The sequence below is a fragment of the Roseovarius mucosus genome, from assembly GCF_002080415.1.
Taxonomy (GTDB): Bacteria; Pseudomonadota; Alphaproteobacteria; order Rhodobacterales; family Rhodobacteraceae; genus Roseovarius; species Roseovarius mucosus_A.
In genome coordinates this window covers 3,372,422-3,391,714 of the sequence record NZ_CP020474.1, presented here as the reverse complement: position 1 = coordinate 3,391,714, position 19,293 = coordinate 3,372,422, and the positions used below count along the sequence as shown (strand labels likewise).

17 protein-coding genes and 1 tRNA gene are annotated in these 19,293 nt (G+C 60.5%); 10 read left to right on the top strand and 8 right to left on the bottom strand.

The genetic code is table 11. From position 1 onward, the window contains the following. Positions 1–68: 68 nt before the first annotated feature. The 4 genes from ROSMUCSMR3_RS16150 (at position 69) to ROSMUCSMR3_RS16135 (ending at position 5,240) form a co-directional block, all read left to right on the top strand. Positions 69–401: an antibiotic biosynthesis monooxygenase family protein gene (locus ROSMUCSMR3_RS16150; protein ID WP_081507971.1), complete on the top strand. Its 333-nt coding sequence runs from the start codon at positions 69–71 to the stop codon at positions 399–401. A gap of 178 nt (positions 402–579) precedes the next feature. Then, entirely contained in the window at positions 580–2,235 is a 1,656-nt protein-coding gene (locus tag ROSMUCSMR3_RS16145; RefSeq protein WP_081507970.1) for an acetolactate synthase large subunit, read from the top strand. Between the two features lie 43 nt (positions 2,236–2,278). Further along, a complete protein-coding gene (locus ROSMUCSMR3_RS16140; RefSeq protein ID WP_081507969.1) occupies positions 2,279–3,661 on the top strand; it encodes an aldehyde dehydrogenase family protein in 1,383 nt (460 codons plus the stop codon). Positions 3,662–3,842: 181 nt separating this feature from the next. Further along, complete coding sequence (locus tag ROSMUCSMR3_RS16135; RefSeq protein ID WP_081507968.1) at positions 3,843–5,240, top strand: MATE family efflux transporter; 1,398 nt, start codon at positions 3,843–3,845, stop codon at positions 5,238–5,240. A 326-nt stretch (positions 5,241–5,566) separates the two neighbouring features. On the opposite strand, the gene ROSMUCSMR3_RS16130 is transcribed toward ROSMUCSMR3_RS16135, so the two are convergent. From ROSMUCSMR3_RS16130 to ROSMUCSMR3_RS16110, 5 genes are all read right to left on the bottom strand, one after another. Next, a complete protein-coding gene (locus ROSMUCSMR3_RS16130) occupies positions 5,567–6,955 on the bottom strand; it encodes a lyase family protein (protein ID WP_081507967.1) in 1,389 nt (462 codons plus the stop codon). Between the two features lie 6 nt (positions 6,956–6,961). Then, the gene (locus ROSMUCSMR3_RS16125) at positions 6,962–7,684 is read right to left on the bottom strand and encodes an amino acid ABC transporter ATP-binding protein (RefSeq protein ID WP_198385620.1); all 723 of its coding nucleotides are present in this window, start codon (positions 7,682–7,684) and stop codon (positions 6,962–6,964) included. A 35-nt stretch (positions 7,685–7,719) separates the two neighbouring features. Beyond that, entirely contained in the window at positions 7,720–8,595 is an 876-nt protein-coding gene (locus ROSMUCSMR3_RS16120) for an amino acid ABC transporter permease (RefSeq protein ID WP_081507965.1), read from the bottom strand. After that, complete coding sequence (locus ROSMUCSMR3_RS16115) at positions 8,592–9,335, bottom strand: amino acid ABC transporter permease (protein WP_008279970.1); 744 nt, start codon at positions 9,333–9,335, stop codon at positions 8,592–8,594. Before ROSMUCSMR3_RS16115 ends, ROSMUCSMR3_RS16120 begins: the two co-directional genes overlap by 4 nt. A 79-nt stretch (positions 9,336–9,414) precedes the next feature. Continuing rightward, positions 9,415–10,224, bottom strand: a complete 810-nt coding sequence (locus tag ROSMUCSMR3_RS16110; RefSeq protein WP_081507964.1) for a transporter substrate-binding domain-containing protein — start codon at positions 10,222–10,224, stop codon at positions 9,415–9,417. A gap of 182 nt (positions 10,225–10,406) precedes the next feature. Between ROSMUCSMR3_RS16110 and ROSMUCSMR3_RS16105 the strand changes: the two genes are divergently transcribed. Further along, on the top strand, positions 10,407–11,261 hold the full coding sequence (locus ROSMUCSMR3_RS16105) for a MurR/RpiR family transcriptional regulator (RefSeq protein ID WP_081507963.1): 855 nt from the start codon (positions 10,407–10,409) through the stop codon (positions 11,259–11,261). A 361-nt stretch (positions 11,262–11,622) separates the two neighbouring features. On the opposite strand, the gene ROSMUCSMR3_RS16100 is transcribed toward ROSMUCSMR3_RS16105, so the two are convergent. Further along, a complete protein-coding gene (locus ROSMUCSMR3_RS16100) occupies positions 11,623–12,624 on the bottom strand; it encodes an AraC family transcriptional regulator (RefSeq protein ID WP_081507962.1) in 1,002 nt (333 codons plus the stop codon). A 186-nt stretch (positions 12,625–12,810) separates the two neighbouring features. Here ROSMUCSMR3_RS16100 and ROSMUCSMR3_RS16095 point away from each other — a divergent pair, with 186 nt between their 5' ends. The 5 genes from ROSMUCSMR3_RS16095 (at position 12,811) to ROSMUCSMR3_RS16080 (ending at position 18,217) form a co-directional block, all read left to right on the top strand. Beyond that, positions 12,811–13,269, top strand: a complete 459-nt coding sequence (locus ROSMUCSMR3_RS16095; protein ID WP_081507961.1) for a (2Fe-2S)-binding protein — start codon at positions 12,811–12,813, stop codon at positions 13,267–13,269. 3 nt (positions 13,270–13,272) lie between these two features. Further along, positions 13,273–15,516: a xanthine dehydrogenase family protein molybdopterin-binding subunit gene (locus ROSMUCSMR3_RS16090; protein ID WP_081507960.1), complete on the top strand. Its 2,244-nt coding sequence runs from the start codon at positions 13,273–13,275 to the stop codon at positions 15,514–15,516. A gap of 123 nt (positions 15,517–15,639) precedes the next feature. Beyond that, positions 15,640–16,269 carry an isochorismatase family cysteine hydrolase gene (locus ROSMUCSMR3_RS16085; protein ID WP_081507959.1) on the top strand — a complete coding sequence of 210 codons (630 nt, stop codon included), beginning with the start codon at positions 15,640–15,642 and terminating at the stop codon, positions 16,267–16,269. Positions 16,270–16,455: 186 nt separating this feature from the next. Beyond that, positions 16,456–16,740: a hypothetical protein gene (locus tag ROSMUCSMR3_RS21270; protein WP_157667339.1), complete on the top strand. Its 285-nt coding sequence runs from the start codon at positions 16,456–16,458 to the stop codon at positions 16,738–16,740. Positions 16,741–16,822: 82 nt separating this feature from the next. After that, positions 16,823–18,217 carry an MATE family efflux transporter gene (locus ROSMUCSMR3_RS16080; RefSeq protein ID WP_081507958.1) on the top strand — a complete coding sequence of 465 codons (1,395 nt, stop codon included), beginning with the start codon at positions 16,823–16,825 and terminating at the stop codon, positions 18,215–18,217. 415 nt (positions 18,218–18,632) lie between these two features. Here the strand turns inward: ROSMUCSMR3_RS16080 and ROSMUCSMR3_RS16075 are convergent. Continuing rightward, a tRNA-Leu gene (locus ROSMUCSMR3_RS16075) sits at positions 18,633–18,718 on the bottom strand. A 70-nt stretch (positions 18,719–18,788) separates the two neighbouring features. Continuing rightward, entirely contained in the window at positions 18,789–19,271 is a 483-nt protein-coding gene (locus ROSMUCSMR3_RS16070) for an Lrp/AsnC family transcriptional regulator (protein WP_008279962.1), read from the bottom strand. Positions 19,272–19,293 lie beyond the last annotated feature (22 nt).

Genomic DNA, 19,293 nt, shown 5'->3' with positions numbered 1-19,293 from the left:
ATAGAAAAACCGGGAATAGATGCAGCTCCGTTTTCGAGAGCGCATCAGGGAACTAAAGGAAAGCTGTCATGGTTATAGAAATTGCTACCTTCCAACTGGCACCAGGAAAGGCCGCAGAGTTCTTCAAGGCCATGGAGAACGCAGCAATGCATTTGCGCACAGCGCAAGGGTATCGCGGTCACACCGTCGGCCTTGGCGTCGAGGCGCCGGGCACGGCGACCTTGATCGTCGCATGGCGCAGCTACGCAGATCATGTCGAACACTTTGAGCCGAGCACGGCGCATGAGCAGTTTGTCGGCATTCTCGATGGCCTTTATGACGGTGAAATCAGCGTCATGCATGTCGAAGCCGAGTCGCCACAAGGCCCCGTGTCGCTGCCGATCTTTCAAAGTGAGGCTTAGATTCAAGGCAAGATCGGCACCATTGCCGCAACTCGCGCTCTGCGGTCTTCGCAGTCCCATGCTATAGTATTCGGATGCCGTGGAGGACCTGCATGGATCGGTCGAAGCCTGACAGCTTCACAGATCGTGAGCATCTGGCCTGACCTTGGTCGAAACAATTAACGAATGGACTGAAATCATGCCCAAAGGGTCAGACCTGTTTGTCGCCGCACTGGAGAACGAAGGGGTTGACCGAATTTTCGGCGTGCCCGGCGAGGAAAACCTCGACATCGTCGAGTCCTTGCGCACCTCTCGCATCGAGCTGGTTCTGACACGGCATGAGCAGGCGGCCGCCTTCATGGCGGCGACGCATGGGCGGCTTACCGGCAAGCCCGGCGTCTGCCTCGCCACGCTCGGCCCCGGTGCCCTGAACCTTGTGACCGGCGCGGCCTATGCGCATCTGGGTGCCATGCCGATGATCCTCATCACCGGACAGAAGCCGGTGATGAGCGCCAAGCAGGCCCGGTTCCAAATCGTCGACATCGTCGCCTCGATGAGGCCGCTCACAAAGATGACACGCCAGATCCTGAGCCCCGCCGCCATTCCCGCGGCGGTGCGTGACGCGTTTCGCGTCGCGGCCGAGGAACGGCCGGGGCCCGTGCATCTCGAACTGCCGGAGGACGTCGCGGCGGCGAACGCCGAGGGCGCCAGCGTCATTCCGCGCCATGCCTACGACCGTCCGGTCGCCAGTGCCGCCGTGCTCGACAACGCGGCCAAGATGATCCTTGCCGCCAAAAGGCCACTGGTCATGATCGGCGCGGCCGGCAACCGGCCCGCGCTGGTCGAGCCGCTGTCAGGCTTCATGGCGCGCACCCGCTTGCCGTTCTTCAACACGCAGATGGGCAAAGGCGCTGTCGATGGCGGCTCAAACCTCTATGTCGGGACCGCCGCGCTTTCCGAGGGGGACTATGTTCACGAGGCTATCGAACGCGCCGACCTGATCGTCGCCATCGGCCATGACACGATCGAAAAGCCACCGTTCCTGATGAAAAACGATGGCGGACCCAGAGTTGTCCATGTCAGCTATGAGTCCGCGACGGTCGAACAGGTCTACCATCCGGATATCGAGGTGATCGGCGACATTGGCGCGTCTGTCAAAGGCCTTGCAGAGCGGCTGGAAGGCAGAGTGTCACCCGACGAGGGAATGCTCCAATTGCGCCAGAGGATTCTGGCCCGGCTCAACGATCGCACTGAAGAAAATCGCTTCCCGGTGACGCCTCAGCGTCTTGTGCACGATGTCCGCCGGGTCATGCCAGAAGACGGCATCGCCTGCCTTGACAACGGCATGTACAAGATCTGGTTCGCCCGCAATTACCGCACCCATGTGGCCAATACGCTTTTGCTCGACAATGCGCTCGCCACGATGGGGGCGGGACTTCCCTCGGCGATGATGGCAGCGATACTTCACCCCGAGCGCCGCGTGATGGCTGTCTGTGGCGATGGCGGGTTCATGATGAATTCGCAGGAGATGGAAACAGCGGTGCGGCTTGGGCTGAACCTTGTCGTGGTGATCCTCAACGACAGCGCCTACGGGATGATCCGCTGGAAACAGTCGGTCGACGGTTTTCCCGATTTCGGCATGACCTTCGGCAATCCGGATTTCGTGCGCTACGCCGAGGCCTACGGCGCGAAAGGATCGCGCGTAAGTGCGGTCGAAGACCTTTTCCCGGTACTCGAAGCTGCCTTTGACGGCGGCGGGGTCCATCTGGTCGATGTGCCGATCGACTATTCAGAGAATACCCGCGTTCTGGTCGACGAATTGCGCAACCGCACACCCGATGTGGAATGTTCATGACCCGTTGCAGAACGCAGACCCCTGAGATGCGAGGAGATCGGAGATGTTGACTGTCGTGCAGGCCTTTGATCGTGCACCGATCGCCCAGATCGAAACCGACGATGCCGCCGCGCTGGAGCGCAAACTTCAAGCCGCCAGCCGCGTGTTCGGGGATCGCGATGGCTGGCTCAAGCCGCATCAGCGGGTCGCGATCCTGCGAAGGCTGGCGGTTCTGATGGAGGGCAGGCGCGACCATCTTGCCATGCAGATCGCGCGCGAGGGCGGCAAACCTCTGCCTGATGCCATCGTCGAGACCAATCGCGCCATTGATGGCGTTCAAAACGCCGCTGACGAACTGCGCACCTTCGCTGGCCGGGAAATCCCGATGGGGCTGTCAGCGGCGGCGGACGACCGCTGGGCCTTTACCACAAAAGAACCCATCGGCATCGTCGCGGCGATTTCCGCATTCAATCACCCGCTGAACCTGATCGTGCATCAGATCGCCCCAGCCATCGCGACCGGCTGCCCCGTCATCGTGAAACCGGCAAGCGCAACACCGCTGTCCTGCCTCGACGTCGTGGCGCTGGTCCACGAGGCTGGCCTGCCCGAACCTTGGTGCCAGACCTTCGTCACTAATGACAATACGCTCGCCGAGAAGCTGGCGACCGACAGCCGGGTTGCCTTCCTGAGTTTCATCGGCTCGGCAAGGGTCGGCTGGTCCCTGAAGGCCAAGCTCGCGCCGGGAACACGCTCGGCGCTGGAACATGGCGGTGCCGCACCAGCCATCATCGACCGCAGTGCCGATCCTGGCAAGGTCATCGAACCGATTGTCAAAGGTGGATACTACCATGCCGGTCAGGTCTGCGTATCGACACAGCGCATCTACGTTCACAACGATATCGCCGACGATTTCACGCACCGCTTGGTCGCCCGCGTTGACACGCTGCGCACGGCTGATCCGACCCTTGAGGATACCGAGGTCGGACCGCTGATATTGCCGCGCGAGGCCGACCGTGTCGCAGATTGGACCCGCGCGGCGGTGTCAGGCGGGGCGGTCCTCGCGACCGGAGGTGAACGCCTGTCCGAAACCACCCTGAGCCCGGCGGTGCTGCTGGATCCGGCCCATGACGCGAAGATGTCCATGCTGGAGGTCTTTGGCCCCATTGTCGCGGTATATCGCTACGATGATCTCGACGACGCCATTCGCCGCGCCAACGCGCTGCCAACGGCCTTTCAGGCCAGCATCTTTGGACAGGACATCGATGTCGCCCTACGCGCGGCCAACCGCCTTGATGCTTCGGCAGTGATGATCAACGATCCGACGGCCTTTCGGACCGACTGGATGCCTTTTGCGGGCCGCAGGGAATCCGGATACGGCACCGGTGGCATCCCCTTCACGATGCAAGACATGACACAGGAAAAGATGATCCTGATGCGCAAGAGTTAATGGAAAACAGCCCCAAAACAACGCTGCCCGAGGCGGCATGTTCACCGGCACGCAGGAAAGCCCGCCCTGCTTCCCCAATTGTCTGCCCGCACGTTTGCACAAGGACGGCGCTTTTGACGCGGCTTGTGAGCGTCCGGTCAAGTTGCGCTTAGTCTGATCTGATCACGCATGGAGCAGTCTCATGGTTGAAGTCGTCGCCCGGTTCGTAGAAGGCAATATGATGCGGCATGTATCGACCATGTCGCTGACGTCGAGTATCGGCTTGATGGCGATTTTCGCCGTAGACCTTATCGACCTGTTCTTCATCTCCATGCTTGGGCAGGACGCGCTTGCCGCAGCGGCCGGGTATGCCAGCGTGGTGATGTTCTTCGCGAGCGCGATCAATATCGGGCTTTCGATTGCAGCAGGCTCACTGGTGGCCAATTCGTTGGGAGCCGGCAAGACTGTTCCCGCACGTGAGCACGCGTTCAGTGCCAGCATATTCGCCATTGCCTTCGGACTTCTGATCCCCCTGTTGGCGCTGCCTAATCTGGGCTATCTGCTGGGGCTTCTCGGCGCCTCCGGTGAGGTGGCCGACCGCGCAGCGGATTACCTGTGGATTATCCTGCCGGCCACCGTCTTTTCCGGGTTGGGCATGACCACGGTGGCGGTGCTGCGGGCCTATGGAGACAGCAGGCGCGCGATGTTTCCGTCATTGACCGGGGCGATGGTCAACGGGGTGCTCGACCCGATATTTATCTTCACGCTGGGGCTGGGCCTTGAAGGGGCAGCCTGGGCAACTGTTGCGGCAAGGTTCGCCACCATGCTGATGGCGCTGTGGCCAACCATCCGGCTTTACAATGGTTTCGCAATCCCGCGCATCGGTTGTTTCCTTTACGATATCCGCGAGGGCATGCAGATCGCGCTTCCAGCCATCTTGGCCACCGTCGCCACGCCGGTTGGCACTGCCATTGTCACCCGCGAGATGGCCAAATACGGGACCGATGCGGTGGCCGGCATGGCGGTGATCAACCGGATGTCTCCGGTCGTGTTCGCAGTAGTGCTTGCGCTGTCGGGTTCGATCGGGCCGATCATGGGGCAGAATTTCGGGGCCGGGCGGCGTGACAGGGTGCGGGAAGCCTTCTACGACGCGGTTATCTTCTCGGCGATCTACGTCCTGGTGGTCTCGATCATCCTGTTCCTGTTTCGGGGCCAGATCGCCGATTTCTTTGGAGCCAAGGGCGAGGCACGGGAGCTGATCCTTCTGTTCTGCTGGCCATTGGCGCTGGCAAGTTTTTTCAACGCGGTGATCTTCGTGGCCAGTGCCTCGTTTAACAACCTCGGGCATCCGAGTTATGCGACTTGGGTAAACTGGGGACGCCAGACGCTGGGCACCCTGCCGCTGGTGGTGATCGGCGGGGCACTGTACGGGGCGACGGGGGTGCTTATTGGACAGGCGGTCGGCGGCATCATCTTTGCCTTGATCGCGGGATGGCTGAGCCTTTGGATGATCACCGAGCAGGCTCACCCGCTAAAGCAGCTGAAGTGTCGGTTCCAATTGCAACGGCGCATGCACGAGATGTATCAAGAGGTAGGGTGAGCCGGTTTTCCCTGCGTGGGAAAAATGTCGGGGCCCTGCGCAAATTCCGGTTCGGCGCGCTCATAGTCGCTGGGGCTTCCAATTTCGATTGACGCTAGTGCGAATTTTCCGATGATTTGAGAGCAGGCTTAGGCTGGACCTATGTATGCTGCAAATCGCAGATAGAAAAACACCGCAAACAGGATAACGGATTTCAGATAAAATGTGCCTTTGAAAGCAACCATCGCGCTTTCCAGCTATAGCTGCGGGCTGATCTTCTGACGCGATGCGCCCGCAACACCAACAGCACCCCTAGGACCTTTGCGACAAAACCCTTGTGGCGGCTGTCAGTCCGCCGGAACCGACGCATGGCGCAGAACATCGCGAATATCAGATTGGGACAAAAGACCGTCTTCAACAGCGATATCGGCCAGCGGCTTGCCCTCAGCGAGCGCCCGTTTGGCCATGGCCGAAACACGTGTATACCCCAGTTCTTTGAGGAAAACGGTTGAGACGCCGAAGGATTGCGCGAGGTTGAGATAGCTGCGGTCCTCATCCACCTCCAGTCCGACGATGCAGCGCGCAGCAAAGCGTTGGGCGGCGGCGGTGATCAACGCCATCTGCTCAAAGAGAGACAGGGCGATCAGCGGTTCGAAATGGTTGATCTCCATCTGGCCAGACTGCGCGGCGATGGCGATGGCGGCATCATGGCCATGCACGCGCATCCAGACCTGTTGGACGGTCATAGGGATCACCGGATTGACCTTGCCTGCCATGATCGACGAGCCGGGTTGCACAGGCGGCAATCGCAATTCGCCCAAACCCGACGCGCCGTCGCTGCCAAGGATCACCAAATCCGCAGCAAGCTTGGCCATTATAGCGGAAAGATTACGCAGTTCTGCCGACAGGCGCACAAACCCGTCGGCGGCATGCATGGCATCGAATGGGTCCTCCGCCAAACGGATTTCCATGCCGAACACCTTTGACAGAGCGGGGGCAATGGCGCGGCGATAGCCCGGAAATGCGCCAAGACCTGTCCCGATTGCGGTGCCGCCCATCGGGACGGTGCGCAAGGCCTCAACAGCGCTTTGCACCGCCGTCAATGCGCGTGACAGGGCGCTCGCGTGACCCAAGAAATATTGCCCCCATGTCATCGGTTGGGCCGCCTGCATGCAGGTCCGTCCCGTGCGCAACATGTCCTTGGTTTCGTCAGCCTTGACGCGCAGTGCCGAAATCAAGGTTTCTATTTCTGCGGCAAGGGACGGCCCTGTCAGAACACAGGCCAGCTTCACCGCTGTCGGTAGGGCATCATTGGTGGACTGGCTGCAGTTGACGTGATCGTTTGGATTGACGCGCATATAGCATCCCGGTTTGTCGCCCAGGATCTGGCCCGCACGGTTTGCGATCACCTCATTGAAATTCATATTGGTGGATGTGCCCCCCGACCCTTCTAGAAGGGCTGTGGGGAATTGATCGGCATGACCGCCAGCCACGATCTCGTCACAGGCGGTGATGATGGCATCTGCCACGTCTGATGCCAAAGCACCCACCTCTTGATTGGCCATAGCTGCCGCGCGTTTGACCAGCGCCATAGCGCGCATGAAATCAGGATAGGCCGAGAGAGGCAGCCCCATACCGGCAAAGTTTTCCAATGCGCGTGCGGTATTGGACCCATAGAGCGTGTCATCAGGCAACTGGACGTCGCCAAGACTGTCGGATTCAGTGCGATAAGTCATGAGCGCCTACAGGATCTGAGCAAGGAATTGCTGTGTGCGGGGGTCTTGAGCGTTGTCAAAGAAGGTCGCGGGTGGACCGGACTCTACGATCACCCCGCGATCGGTGAAGTAAATGCAATCTGCGATCTCGCGGGCAAAGCCCATTTCATGCGTGACGAGGATGCAGGTCATGCCATCTGCCGCAAGGTCCTTGATCGTCGTAAGAACCTCTTTCACGGTCTCGGGGTCAAGCGCGGCGGTCACCTCGTCAAACAGCATCACGTCGGGGTTCATGGCAAGCGACCGCGCGATTGCAACGCGCTGTTGTTGGCCCCCGGACAACTCGCCGGGGTAGGCATCTTCCTTGCCGTTCAAACGGACCTTGGCAATCAGCGCCCGCGCGCGTTTTTCCACCTCTGCGCGGTCTTGGTTGAGCACTTTAATTGGTGCCATCATCACGTTTTGTAAGGCGGTCTTGTGCGGGAAAAGATTGTATTGCTGGAACACCATGCCAACCTTCTTTCGTAGGGCGAGTTTGTCCAGCTTTGGGTCGTTGACCTCTAACCCCTCCACGGTGATCGAGCCTGCCTGAATGTCGTTCAGCGCGTTGATGCAGCGGATCAGGGTGGATTTTCCCGAGCCCGACGGCCCGATAATACAGACCACCTCGCCTTTCATCACGTCGAGCGAGATACCTCTGAGCACTTCGACAGCGCCAAAGGATTTGTGCACGTCTTTCAACGACACGATTGGCTGTTGGGGGGTCCAGGTCATGGAAGCCTCGCTCATAGTTTCACCGAGTATTTTCGTTCCAGAACGCGCGTCAAAGAGCTGATCGGGTAACAATAAAGGAAGAACCAAGACAGAATATAAAGGTACATCGGGATCAGAAGATCAGCGCGCCCTTCAGCACTCAGCGCAGCGCGCGTCAGGGCCATAACATCATCAACCCCTATGATGGACACCAGCGGCGTCGCCATCGTCAGGACAGCGTAGAGATTCATCCAAGACGGCAGCACGCGCTTGACGGTTTGTGGAAGAATGATGTTCGTCAGGGTCATCCGGCGGCTGAACCCCAAGGATTCAGCAGATTCCCATTGGCCCGTCGGGATGGACAGGATCGCACCCCGCATGAACTCCGACGTATAGGCCATCACGGGCAACGACAGGCCGATCACAGCCTTGATCCAGCCGGGGAACGGGATCTTCACGCCGAAGACCTCGAACTGGAATGGGATCAGCAGGATGCAATAGAACAGAAGGACAAGCCAAGGCGAGTTGCGAAAGAACTGTGTGACAAGCCATGCAGACTGCCGTATCGGACGGATCTGCGACACCTGCAGAACACCCAGGAACACCCCCATAACCGTCCCTATCACCATCGACAGAACGGAAATCAGGACGTTAAAGCCAAACCCTTTGGCCAAGGTGGGTGTCCATTCCAAAAGGATCATGAGGATCGTGCGTTCGTCTGGCGTTGCAAGCTGGGCGAAGGCGGGACCGATCAGTACGGCGGCCAAGGCCAGCACAAGCGCTGTAAGCGTCCAGAGATTGAAGAGCCGATCCGCAAGCGGCAACCCATCGGCGCGCAGGCGCATGGGCAGCATCACCGGCATGTGGCCGCGAACCTTGGGTTTCAGATGTGGGGAATACATGGTCATTCTCCGTATCCGGGGATGCGAAGCGCCTTTTCCCAACGATGCAGGACCCAGACCAGGATGGCGACCAGACCCACGTAGGACACCAGCAAAACGTTCATCATCTCGCGCACGTTCAGATCCTCGGACCAGATTTGCGCCGAGACATAGAGCAGTTCCGGTACGGCAATCGCATAGGCGAGCGTTGTGGTCTTGACCAGGTTCACTAGATTTGTCCCAAGCGCCGGTAATGAGACGCGCACCGCCAGCGGCAGCACGATATCGGTATAGATTTGCAGGCGCGTATACCCGAGCGCCTCGGCGGCCTCTACCGTGGAACGCGGCACGGCCTCGACCCCTGCGCGAAAGATTTCCACATTCAAAGCGCCCGCAAACAGCGACAGCGAGATGATGGCCCATCCGAAATTGCTGATCAAAGGCTGCGGCAAACCATTCTCGCCGGTGATCCGGAGCACCGTGCCGATGGCAAAGTAAAAGAAGTAAAGCTGAACCAGTGGAGGTGTGTTGCGAAAGAACGCGACAAAAAGCCCGACAGCCACCCGTAACGTGCGTGACGGTGCACCTTGGACAGCGGCCCCCAGAACGCCGACAACCAGCGACAAAAAGATCGACACGACCGAAAGTTTGATCGTCATCCAGAGGCCAGAAACATAGCGACCGCGATTGTAATCGTCACTGACCACGGCAAGGTTCAAGAACCAGTCGGGGCGCAGCCAGTCGATAAGGGGGTTAACAAAGTCCATCGGATCGGATCACCTCTGTCGCAGCGCAAAGAGATGCCCGGCAGAGACAGGCGCTGCCGGGCAGTTCAGCAAGGACAGGTTATTTCAACCTGTCGTGCTCTGCCTGCAGGAACGGGCTGGGCGCGATGCCATTTGCGGCGTTCCGTTCGATCAGATAGCCGGATTTGTGCCAATCCGTGACGATCTCGCTCATCAATTGACCATAGGGTTGGTCAAGCTCTTCCAGCGGGACTGCGATGGACCATGCCTGCGGGTCTTCGGTTGGGAAAGGCATTTCAAACTCGGCCCATTGTGCGTCAGAGGCCAGTTGCGATTCGATCCACGTATTGTCGTAGAGAAAGGCGATGCAGCTTCCGTTCAAGAGTGCCGCAGTCGCCTCTGGAATGCCTGCAAAAGCGACCAGATTGGGGCCATAAAGTTGCGTGACTCGCTTGTTATAGTAAGAGCCTTGCAGCGCGCAGACGTCTGCGCCCTTCAGGTCGTCCCAATTCTTGAGACCCGCGGCCTTGGGTGCCAGAACATTGGTGCCGCCGGCGTAGTAATTCGGCTCGATCATGCCGATGACTTGACGCCGCTGTTCGTTGTCGCCCATCGTTGCGATGATCAGGTTGATACGCCCTTGTTGCAGGAATTCCATGCGGTTAGACGCGACCACCGGGACCAGCTCGACGTCGACCCCCAGCCGCTCGGCGACATCCTTGGCCAGGTCGATCTCAAGACCCTGCAACTCGCCGTCAGAGGTCAGATACCCCCAAGGCTTGTAGTCCTGCTTGACGCCAACGACGATCTTTCCGGCATCCTTGATATCTTGAAGAGCGTCGGCCATGGCGGCGGTGCTGGTCAAGGTGGCCACAACGGCGGTCAGTGCAGCTTTAATATAAGTCCTCATTCCACTCTCCTGTTGTCTGGTGCCAGCACGTCTTGCGTGCTGCTTCGGAAGTGATGAAGTTTTGCCTCTGACGAGTCCAGAAAAAAAATTGCATTTGTTATTTTTTACAAAGAAAAATTACACTTGCGCCAATTCAACCTCCGCATGACACTGCGGGTGCCAAGGTAAGAGGTTTGCCGGTTATGAAAATTGACGAAAAGTTAACCCAAGCGTTGCCAAACCTGCCGCGCAAGTTGGCCGTCGCGGCCCGCTATGTGCTTGATAACCCAGAGCGGATTGCAGTGGATTCGATGCGCTCTGTGGCTCAGGCCTGCGGTGTGGCCGCCCCGACGATGCAACGACTTGCGCAACATATGGGATATGAGGGCTACGATGGGTTTCGACAGGACTTTCAGAAACTGTTGATGGGGCGCGGCTTTGGGGCGCGGGTTGACGCATTGCGCAGCACCTTTCAGAGTGACTCATTGGCTAAACTGGTCAGTCACATGACAGAGGCCGCTCAGAATAACATCGCAGAGGTTGCCGCGCATCTTGAGCCAAAGGAGGTTGCGGCCTTTGTTGCCGCTGTCCGTCGCAGCGGGCGCACCTATGTGATTGGCGCAGGCTCCATGTATTGGGCAGCTGGTATGATCGAGGCAACCGGACGACTTGCGGTGCCCGATCTGGTGTCTTTGCCTGCAGGCACAGTGGCGGCGAGCGAGCGTATTTCGACAATCTCCAGTAGCGATACTGTGCTCGCGCTCGGAATCGCGCCCTATTGCGCCCAGACAATTGACGCCATGCAATATGCACGTCGCGCGAGTGCGTCAGTTTATGCCATCACCGACAGGCCCAGTTCGCCATTGGCACCCTATGCGGACGGGCTCTTTCTGGCACCGACGGCAAGTCCGCATTACTTCCCGTCAGCCATCGCCGTGCAACTTGTCGCAGAAATTCTATTGGCGGCCTGTGCCGCAGCCAGCGGTGACGCCTCACGGCATCGGCTACGGCAATTGGATGAGATCCGACGCTCCAGCGGTGCCTATCTCGACGAGTAGTGCAACGACCAGTCTCGACACTGCGCCCCGGTCGAATTCCGTTTTGATCCTGATCCGCACGTCATCGTCAGTTGGCTCAGGAACCACGCGAGAACACGTTGCACGACCAGATCAAGGCTGCGCCAAGCTCGAACCGTCAGGTTCGCGCATCAGACCTGTGTCGCGTCACCGGGCAAGCCGCTTGTGGCGCTCGGGTCATCAAGGTCATTCGGCAAGGCTCGACCTTTGAAGGCAAATAATGGGAAATAAAGCCTGATGGTTACGCGGCATGTCCATGTTGCACTGCCTCGCCCCAGAGACGCGATTGCGCCATCAAATCGATCACCGGCGGCGGCCTTGCTTAATGTCACCAAACCCGTGTTTACCCACGGCGTCTTGCCTGACGAAAGGCACCGGGTGCCTGGCCTGTCCACCGCCGAAAGCTTCTCGAAAAGCTACTGGCATCGCGGTAGGCCAACACAAGTGCGATCGCGTCTACGCCAAGGGTTGTCTTGGTCAGATACCTAATCGCAATATCCCGCCGTGTCGCATCTAACTCTGCTTGAAAAGACGTCTTTTCCTGCCGCAGGCGGCGTTGCAGCGTGCTGCGGCTGATCCCAAGAGAGATGGCAACGTCTTCGGCACCTGTGCGCCCAGATAGCATCAGATCGGCCAATGCTGCCCGCACCCGCGCGGCGGCGGGCAAAGGATCATTCTGGGCCGCCAGCTGTAGCTTCAGGTCTGCCTCTACATCCGCCCAAAGGGCGGGGTTTTCGGAAATGAAACGGCGTTTCGCGTCCTCTGGCGAAAAGGTGACAAAGGTTGTAGCCGACCGCTCGGGCATGATCCCCAGATGGCTCGCGATCTGTCGCCTTTCCTCTTCTGAGCCGTCGAACCCCGCCGCAACCGGGCAAACAAAATGAGCGGTGGCCCCCCGAATGTTTTCCAGCATGCAGACAAGCTGCAAGGCGCCAAGGCTGGGTGGCATCGGACTATGGATATCGACGCTGTCATACTCTGCGCGCAAGAGCTGGCCATCCTTGAACACCTGCATCCGGGTCGGACCCAGTAGGGACTTGAATTGTGCCAGGCGCGTCAGGCCTGTTTCCAGGTTTGGGGCACAGGAAAGGGTGAAAAAAACCGGGATCACCGGACCCCGGGAAATCGCGACACCCAGATAAGGGACGAAATCGCGACGGGGCGAGAGACGTGCAATGGTGTTCCAGGCGTCGAAATACTGGCCAGCCGTCACGCGCAATTCGCTGCGGTCCTGCGCAAGGTTGGCCAGACCTGCCGTCTCGAGCATCACCTGCGGATCGATGCCAAGGATCCGGCAAGACACGTCGGTTCCCATGAAAAGGGAATAGGTCTGTGGGCTGTCCATCGGCTTGGTCCTTGAGGAGTTGGCCATTTATGCCACGGGGCAAAGACCAAGACCATATCCGCAGGGCCGTCTGACCCGATTTGCCAGTGATTGACCACATCTGCATGTCGCTCTTGCTAAGTGCTGGATTTACACTCTCAGGGCGCGCGGTGTCACGCCACGTCCACGAACCGATTGGAGTGAAACATGCTACTCACGGTGAACGGTAAAAGTCATGATGTTGATTTACCATCTGACATGCCCCTTCTTTGGGTTCTGCGGGACGGGCTGAACGTAACGAGTGTGAAGTACGGATGTGGCATCGCGCTCTGCGGTGCTTGTACGGTCCATATTGGCGGCGATGCCGTGCGCTCCTGTCAGGTGTCCTTGGGCGATGTCTGGGCAGACGTCACAACGATCGAGGGGCTGGGAAGGCCCGGCGCTCTGCATGCGGTGCAGGCGGCATGGATCACGCATCAGGTGGCGCAATGCGGGTACTGCCAATCCGGCCAGATCATGCAGGCCGCCGATCTTCTGGCCCGCAATCCCGAGCCATCCGATGACGATATCGACGCCGCGATGTCGGGCAACCTGTGCCGCTGCGGGACCTACCCGCGCATCCGCGCCGCTGTCCACGCCGCGGCCAGCGCGATGCGGGAAGTGTGAGGGATGGGCCGCGCCAGAACCATCGCCCGCCGCAGCTTCCTGATCGGATCCGCCGCCATTCTGGGCGGGGTCGCCTTCGGGGCCTATTTCGTGTCCCGCCCGATCGCTAATCCTTTGCTTGACGGTCTGGCACAGGGCGAGGCCGCATTAACCCCTTTCGTCAAGATCACACCGCAAGGCATCACGTTGATCGTGCCGCGCGCCGATGTGGGCCAAGGCATCGCCTCGACCCAAGCCATGCTGATTGCCGAGGAGTTGGACATCGACCCGGCCACCGCCACGCTCGACCCCGGCCAGCCACATCAGGCCTATTTCAACGGCGTCATCGTGGGTGAAAGCATGCCCTTCCCGGCATGGGAGCATGGGGCGGTGGCCAACACTATGCGCGACGTGATGAGGAACGTCGCACGCCTGACCGGCTCTCAATTCACCGGCGGTTCGTCATCGGTTGCTGATCTGCACGAAACCCTGCGCCTCGCTGGTGCCACTGCCCGCGAAACCCTCAAGGCCGCCGCATCGGCGCGCACGGGCGTGCAGCGCGCCGACCTTCGGACCAAGGCCGGGCAAGTTGTTTTGCCGGACGGCACGCGCATTCCCTACACCGAGCTTGCCGGCGAGGCGGCGGCCATCGCGCCTGTCGCCGACGTAACGCTGCGCCCTGCCTCCGACTGGACGCGCTTGGGCAAACCCTATCAGCGCCTCGACATCGTAGCGAAATCAACCGGCACGCAGGATTATGGCATCGACGTGGTGCTGCCCGGCATGCTGCACGCCACTGTGCGCGCGAACCCGGGGCGTGGTGGGGCCATGGCGGGTTATAACGCCGATGCAGCGCTTGCGATGCAGGGCGTGCGCGCGGTCGTTGCGGTAAACGAGGGGCTGGCGGTCATTGCCGACAACACTTGGTTCGCGTTTCAGGCGGCGCAGGCGCTAGAGGTCGATTGGCTGCCCCCCGACCATCCCGCCAGTTCCGCCGAGATGTGGCAGGCGCTGTCAGCTGCCCGCACGGACGCGTTTCGCAACAGCCGCCTGCGCGACGACGGCGATGTCGAGGCGGCGCTCGCCGGGGCCACCGTGATCGAGGCGGAATACCGCACGCCCTTCCTCGCCCATGCCGCGCTCGAGCCGCTTAGCGCGACGGTGCTGGTCGAAGCGGACAGCGTGCAGATCTGGACTGCAACGCAGATCCCCGCCGTGGTGCGCGATGCAGCGGTGGCGCTGACCGGCCTCGATCCGTCGCAGGTCACACTTCATGCCCTGCCCGCAGGCGGCAGTTTCGGTCGCAGGCTCGACCATGACTATGTGGTGCAGGCGATCCAGATCGCCGCAACCATGCCCGGCACGCCGATCAAGACTACCTGGAGCCGAGAGGAGGACATGACGCACGATTATCCCCGCCCCCTGCACATGGCTGTTGGCCGGGGCGCGGTGGGGAATGGCCGGGTGCTGGCCTATGATCTCGACAGCGTCAGCCCCTCGCTCATCTCGTCCTGGTTCGGGCGCATCTCCAGCGTGCCGCCGGGGCCCGACACGATGCTGGTCTGGGGGGCCTTCGACCAACCCTATGCCATCCCCAACTATCGCGTCACCGGCTATGCCGCGCCGCAGATGATACCGGTCGGGTCGTGGCGCTCGCCCGGGGCCTGCTCCAATACCTTCTTTCACGAAAGTTTCCTGTCCGAATTGATCCATGCCGCCGGTGCCGACCCCTTGGAGGAACGGCTGCGCCTGATCGCCGACCCCGATAGCCGCCGCGTGCTCGAGGCGGTGGGCGAGATGGCGAACTGGGCGGGCGCTGACATCGGGCCGGGGCGCGGGCGAGGCATCGCCTTTGCGCATACCCACGGCGTGCCCGTGGCCGAGGTTCTTGACGTGACCCTGACCGAGCGGGGCATCCGCATCGACGAGGTCTGGATCGCCGCCGATTGCGGCACCGTCTTTGACCCCGCGAACGCCGAGGCGCAATTGACCGGGGCCGCGATCTTTGGCCTTGGCCATGCGATGAACTGCGAACTGACCTACGAAAACCACGCCGTGCTGCAGACCAATTTCGATGCCTTCGAGGGAATGCGCCTGCACCAGACGCCGCGCTTCCACACGCAGCTTTTGGGGCGCGCCGAGCGGGTGCGCGGTTTGGGCGAGCCCGCGACCGCGCCCGCCGCCCCTGCCCTCGCCGATGCAATCTTTGCCGCGACGGGCCGACGCCTGCGCGAAATGCCGTTCAGCAAATTCATCAGTTTCGCATGAGAGCGCTCACGCCCTTGAAGCGGCACCAGCATGCCTGCTGCGCATTCTGGCGGCCCCAACCCTTATCCCAGATCAAATAACGCGCGGGACAGTCCCGCCTGACGCGAACGAAAAGGAAAACCCATGGACGAAACCATCTATCCCCAAGGCCGCACAGCGCTTCTTTGCGTCGATCCCTATAACGATTTCCTCGCCGAGGATGGCAAGATGTGGCCCGCCCTCAGCGAGGTCTCGAAAACCGTTGATCTGCATGCCAACCTGATCAAGATCCGCGCGGCCGTGCGAGAGGCCGGACATCCGATCTTCATCCTGCCCCATCACCGCCACCGCACTGGCGATTTCGAGGGGTGGGCACACCTGACGCCGTTTCAGGCGGCGGCGCATGACCACAAGATGTTCGCCGAGGGGAGCAGGGGCGGTGACTGGTATGAGGGATTCGGCCCCGACCACGGCGACATTGTCGTCAAGGAACACTGGGGCGCCTCCAGCTTTGCCAATACCGACCTTGATGTGCAGCTGCGCCAACGCGGCATCACCCATGTCATCTTTATCGGGGCGATCGCCAATACCTGCATCGAAGCGTCAGCCCGGTATGCGGCCGAACTTGGCTATCATGTGACCCTTGTTCGCGACGCAACGGCGGCCTTGTCCCCGGATGCGCTGCATGCCGCGCATGAGATCAACGGCCCAACCTATGCCCACGCCATTCTCACCACGGCAGAGGTGGTGGGGAAACTGCGTTCACGGGCATAGACATCATCCGCTTTGATGAGGCTGGCAAGATAGCGGACCTTGTGGTGATGATCCGCGCGATAGCTGCCATCATAAAGCTGGGCGAAGAAGCCGCGCGCCGCAGGGCAACCGCGAACCAAGCGGCTCAAGACCAGAGCGCCGAATAGGGTGTTTGAACCGTCGAGATTGCGAGCGTTTCACGAGGCCATGAATGGATTGTTTGCCAATATATACTTGGTGATCCTATTTATGATCGAAGGGCGTAATCCGATGAAAGTCTTTGTTTTCTTCAATGGACTTACCCATGCCAAACAGAAATCTTTGCGCTCACCGGGACAAGCTCGGGTATGTGCCCTCGGCCGATTTGGAGCCGCGAAACCAACACTCTCGATCTTCACACTATCGGCGCCGCTCTTGATATCAGCCTTGGCCAGTCAGGCCTTGTCCGATAGGCTTGGGCTGCTTCATTTGCCTATTTCAGATCACGTTTGAATAGTGTTCTGATGGGGCACGGAACTTAGCATCTGGAACGGCTCATTTTCGGGCGGCGATCCATCAATCAATCGGAAGCCCTATGGCCGAAGCACGCGCGGTTTTTCTAGAGGGGAACCTCTTTCGTCATATCACGGTGATGGCGCTGACCTCGTCGGTGGGTCTGATGGCGGTCTTCGCAGTCGATTTCATCGACATGGTCTTTATCGCGATGCTGGGCAACGCGGAACTGGCGGCGGCGGTGGGCTACGCGGGCGCGATCCTGTTCTTCACCACCTCCTTTGGCATCGGCATGGCGATTGCGGCGGGCGCACTGGTGGCCCGGGCGCTGGGACAGGGCGACGCCGAGCTGGCCCGCGCGCAGGCGGCGGCAGCGCTTGTCTGGGGGGTGGTTTTTGGCGCGGTCTTCGCGGCAACGGTCTGGCTGAACCTTGCGGGACTGGCGGCGCTGATGGGGGCTACGGGCGAGACGCTGGATCTCGCGGTGCATTACCTGCAAATCATCGTGCCCAGCCTGCCCTTTCTGATCGTCGGCATGGTGGGCGGTGCGATCCTGCGCGCCCATGGCGACGCACGCCGCGCGATGATGGCGACGATCTGGGGGGCGCTGGTCAATGCGGTGCTGGACCCGATCCTGATCTTTGGCCTTGGGCTCGACCTGACAGGTGCTGCACTGGCCAGCGTGGCGGCGCGGCTGGTGATCGCGGGCACTGCGCTGATCCCGATCTTTCGCCATCACGGTGGGCTGGTGCGGCCCGGTCTGCCAGAGATGTCCATCGCCTTCGTACCGATCGTGACCATCGCAGCCCCGGCGATCCTGACCCAATTGGCGACGCCCGTGGGACAGGCCGTCGTCACCCGCGCCATGGCCAGCTTCGGCGAGGCGGCGGTTGCAGGCATGGCCATCGTGGGCCGGATGACGCCGGTGGCCTTCGGCGTGATCTTTGCGCTGTCGGGTGCCATCGGGCCGGTGATCGGCCAGAACTTTGGCGCGGGGCGGATGGACCGGGTCCGGCAGGCCTACCGCGATGGGCTGCTCTTCTGCGCCCTCTTCACCTTTGCGATGACGGCGCTGCTGTTTGCCTTGCGCGGGCCCATCATTGCGCTTTTCGGGGCTGAGGGGGTGACGCGCGACCTGATCCTCCTGTTCTGCGGACCGTTGGCGCTGGCGTTTTTCTTCAACGGGGTGATCTTTGTCTCGAACGCGGCCTTCAACAACATGGGTCACCCGTTCCGCTCTACCTGGATCAACTGGGGGCGGCACACGCTTGGCACCGTGCCTTTTGTTCTTGCGGGCGGTGCGCTGTTTGGCGCGTCAGGGGTGCTGATCGGGCAAGCGGTGGGCGGCGTGATCTTTGCCGGTGTTGCGGCGCTGATGGTGCGGCGGATGATGGACGGCAAGGCAGGTGCGCCGCCCCCGGAAAAGCCGTTCGACCGGCAGGCGCGGCTGATGAGCCTGATGCACAGGCGCCGGTGACTCTGCGCGGGGGCCTTTTCGATGGGGTAACCAGGGTTGACCATCCGTTATAGGTATGTCGCAGGAAAAGGCCCAGCCGATGCCGCACGACGCGTCCCAAGACCGATGCCAATCAGTCCAATCGCCCCCTGCCACCCGGCAGATTACCTGTTGCCAGACAGCTAAACTCCACACATCCCTCGGGGCAAAGCGCACTCGCGACCATCAAGCCTATGTTTTCGCTAAGCAGGCATGCATCTGAACTTGGCACCCTCTGCCCGCCAACCGAAATGCCAGCAACGCTGCACAGGCGGCTGGCGCGGTGCGTGCCTCGCACGGGGCGTAAAGCCGCGCGCAGAAGGTGCTTAAATTGGGGTATGAGCAGAGAAAGCAGGGTGGCTTTATCCACGCAAAACAACGGCCTATGTTATGATCATGGTGCCCGCGGCCGGACTCGAACCGGCACGGCCATACGGCCGGGAGATTTTAAGTCTCATGTGTCTACCATTCCACCACGCGGGCACGAGGGGCGCGGGCGGACAATATCCGCTTTGACGGAGGTGTAAAGCCATAGCCGGGCCTACGCCACGGATCAGATCACATCCGAGAGCGCATTTTCCTTGACCGCCTGCATCGCCACATAGGTCGAGGTATTGGCCAGATGCGGCAGGGTCGAGATATGTTCGGCAAGCACCCGGCGATAATCAGCCATGCTCTGCGTGCGAATTTTCATAAGGTAGTCGAAATTGCCTGCAATGAGATGCACTTGCTCGATCTCGGGGATTTTCGACACGGCGGCGTTGAATTCTGCCAGGGCCGCTTCTCGGGTGTCGTGCAGGCGCACTTCGACAAAGCTCACGTGATCGAGGCCGAGGCGGATAGGATCAAAAAGCGCGCGGTAGCCGGTGATGACGCCATCGCGCTCGAGCCGCCTGAGCCGCGCTTGGGTGGGTGATTTCGACAGACCGATCTCGCGCGCCAGCTCGGTGACGCTGATCCGCCCGTCCCCTGCCAGAACCCGCAGAATCGCCCGGTCAAAGCGGTCGAGGTCAAGCTGTTCGTTTTGATCCATCATATGCTCCAAATTCAAACCATCC

Bases quoted from the DNA above. Each gene is read 5' to 3' on its own strand.
- ROSMUCSMR3_RS16145 (WP_081507970.1), top strand. From the start codon at position 580: ATGCCCAAAGGGTCAGACCTGTTTGTCGCCGCACTGGAGAACGAAGGG.
- ROSMUCSMR3_RS16135 (WP_081507968.1), top strand. From the start codon at position 3,843: ATGGTTGAAGTCGTCGCCCGGTTCGTAGAAGGCAATATGATGCGGCAT.
- ROSMUCSMR3_RS16070 (WP_008279962.1), bottom strand. From the start codon at position 19,271: ATGATGGATCAAAACGAACAGCTTGACCTCGACCGCTTTGACCGGGCG.
- ROSMUCSMR3_RS16150 (WP_081507971.1), top strand. From the start codon at position 69: ATGGTTATAGAAATTGCTACCTTCCAACTGGCACCAGGAAAGGCCGCA.
- ROSMUCSMR3_RS16090 (WP_081507960.1), top strand. From the start codon at position 13,273: ATGGGCCGCGCCAGAACCATCGCCCGCCGCAGCTTCCTGATCGGATCC.
- ROSMUCSMR3_RS16085 (WP_081507959.1), top strand. From the start codon at position 15,640: ATGGACGAAACCATCTATCCCCAAGGCCGCACAGCGCTTCTTTGCGTC.
- ROSMUCSMR3_RS16105 (WP_081507963.1), top strand. From the start codon at position 10,407: ATGAAAATTGACGAAAAGTTAACCCAAGCGTTGCCAAACCTGCCGCGC.
- ROSMUCSMR3_RS21270 (WP_157667339.1), top strand. From the start codon at position 16,456: ATGAATGGATTGTTTGCCAATATATACTTGGTGATCCTATTTATGATC.
- ROSMUCSMR3_RS16130 (WP_081507967.1), bottom strand. From the start codon at position 6,955: ATGACTTATCGCACTGAATCCGACAGTCTTGGCGACGTCCAGTTGCCT.
- ROSMUCSMR3_RS16120 (WP_081507965.1), bottom strand. From the start codon at position 8,595: ATGACCATGTATTCCCCACATCTGAAACCCAAGGTTCGCGGCCACATG.
- ROSMUCSMR3_RS16095 (WP_081507961.1), top strand. From the start codon at position 12,811: ATGCTACTCACGGTGAACGGTAAAAGTCATGATGTTGATTTACCATCT.
- ROSMUCSMR3_RS16080 (WP_081507958.1), top strand. From the start codon at position 16,823: ATGGCCGAAGCACGCGCGGTTTTTCTAGAGGGGAACCTCTTTCGTCAT.
- ROSMUCSMR3_RS16110 (WP_081507964.1), bottom strand. From the start codon at position 10,224: ATGAGGACTTATATTAAAGCTGCACTGACCGCCGTTGTGGCCACCTTG.
- ROSMUCSMR3_RS16100 (WP_081507962.1), bottom strand. From the start codon at position 12,624: ATGGACAGCCCACAGACCTATTCCCTTTTCATGGGAACCGACGTGTCT.
- ROSMUCSMR3_RS16140 (WP_081507969.1), top strand. From the start codon at position 2,279: ATGTTGACTGTCGTGCAGGCCTTTGATCGTGCACCGATCGCCCAGATC.
- ROSMUCSMR3_RS16115 (WP_008279970.1), bottom strand. From the start codon at position 9,335: ATGGACTTTGTTAACCCCCTTATCGACTGGCTGCGCCCCGACTGGTTC.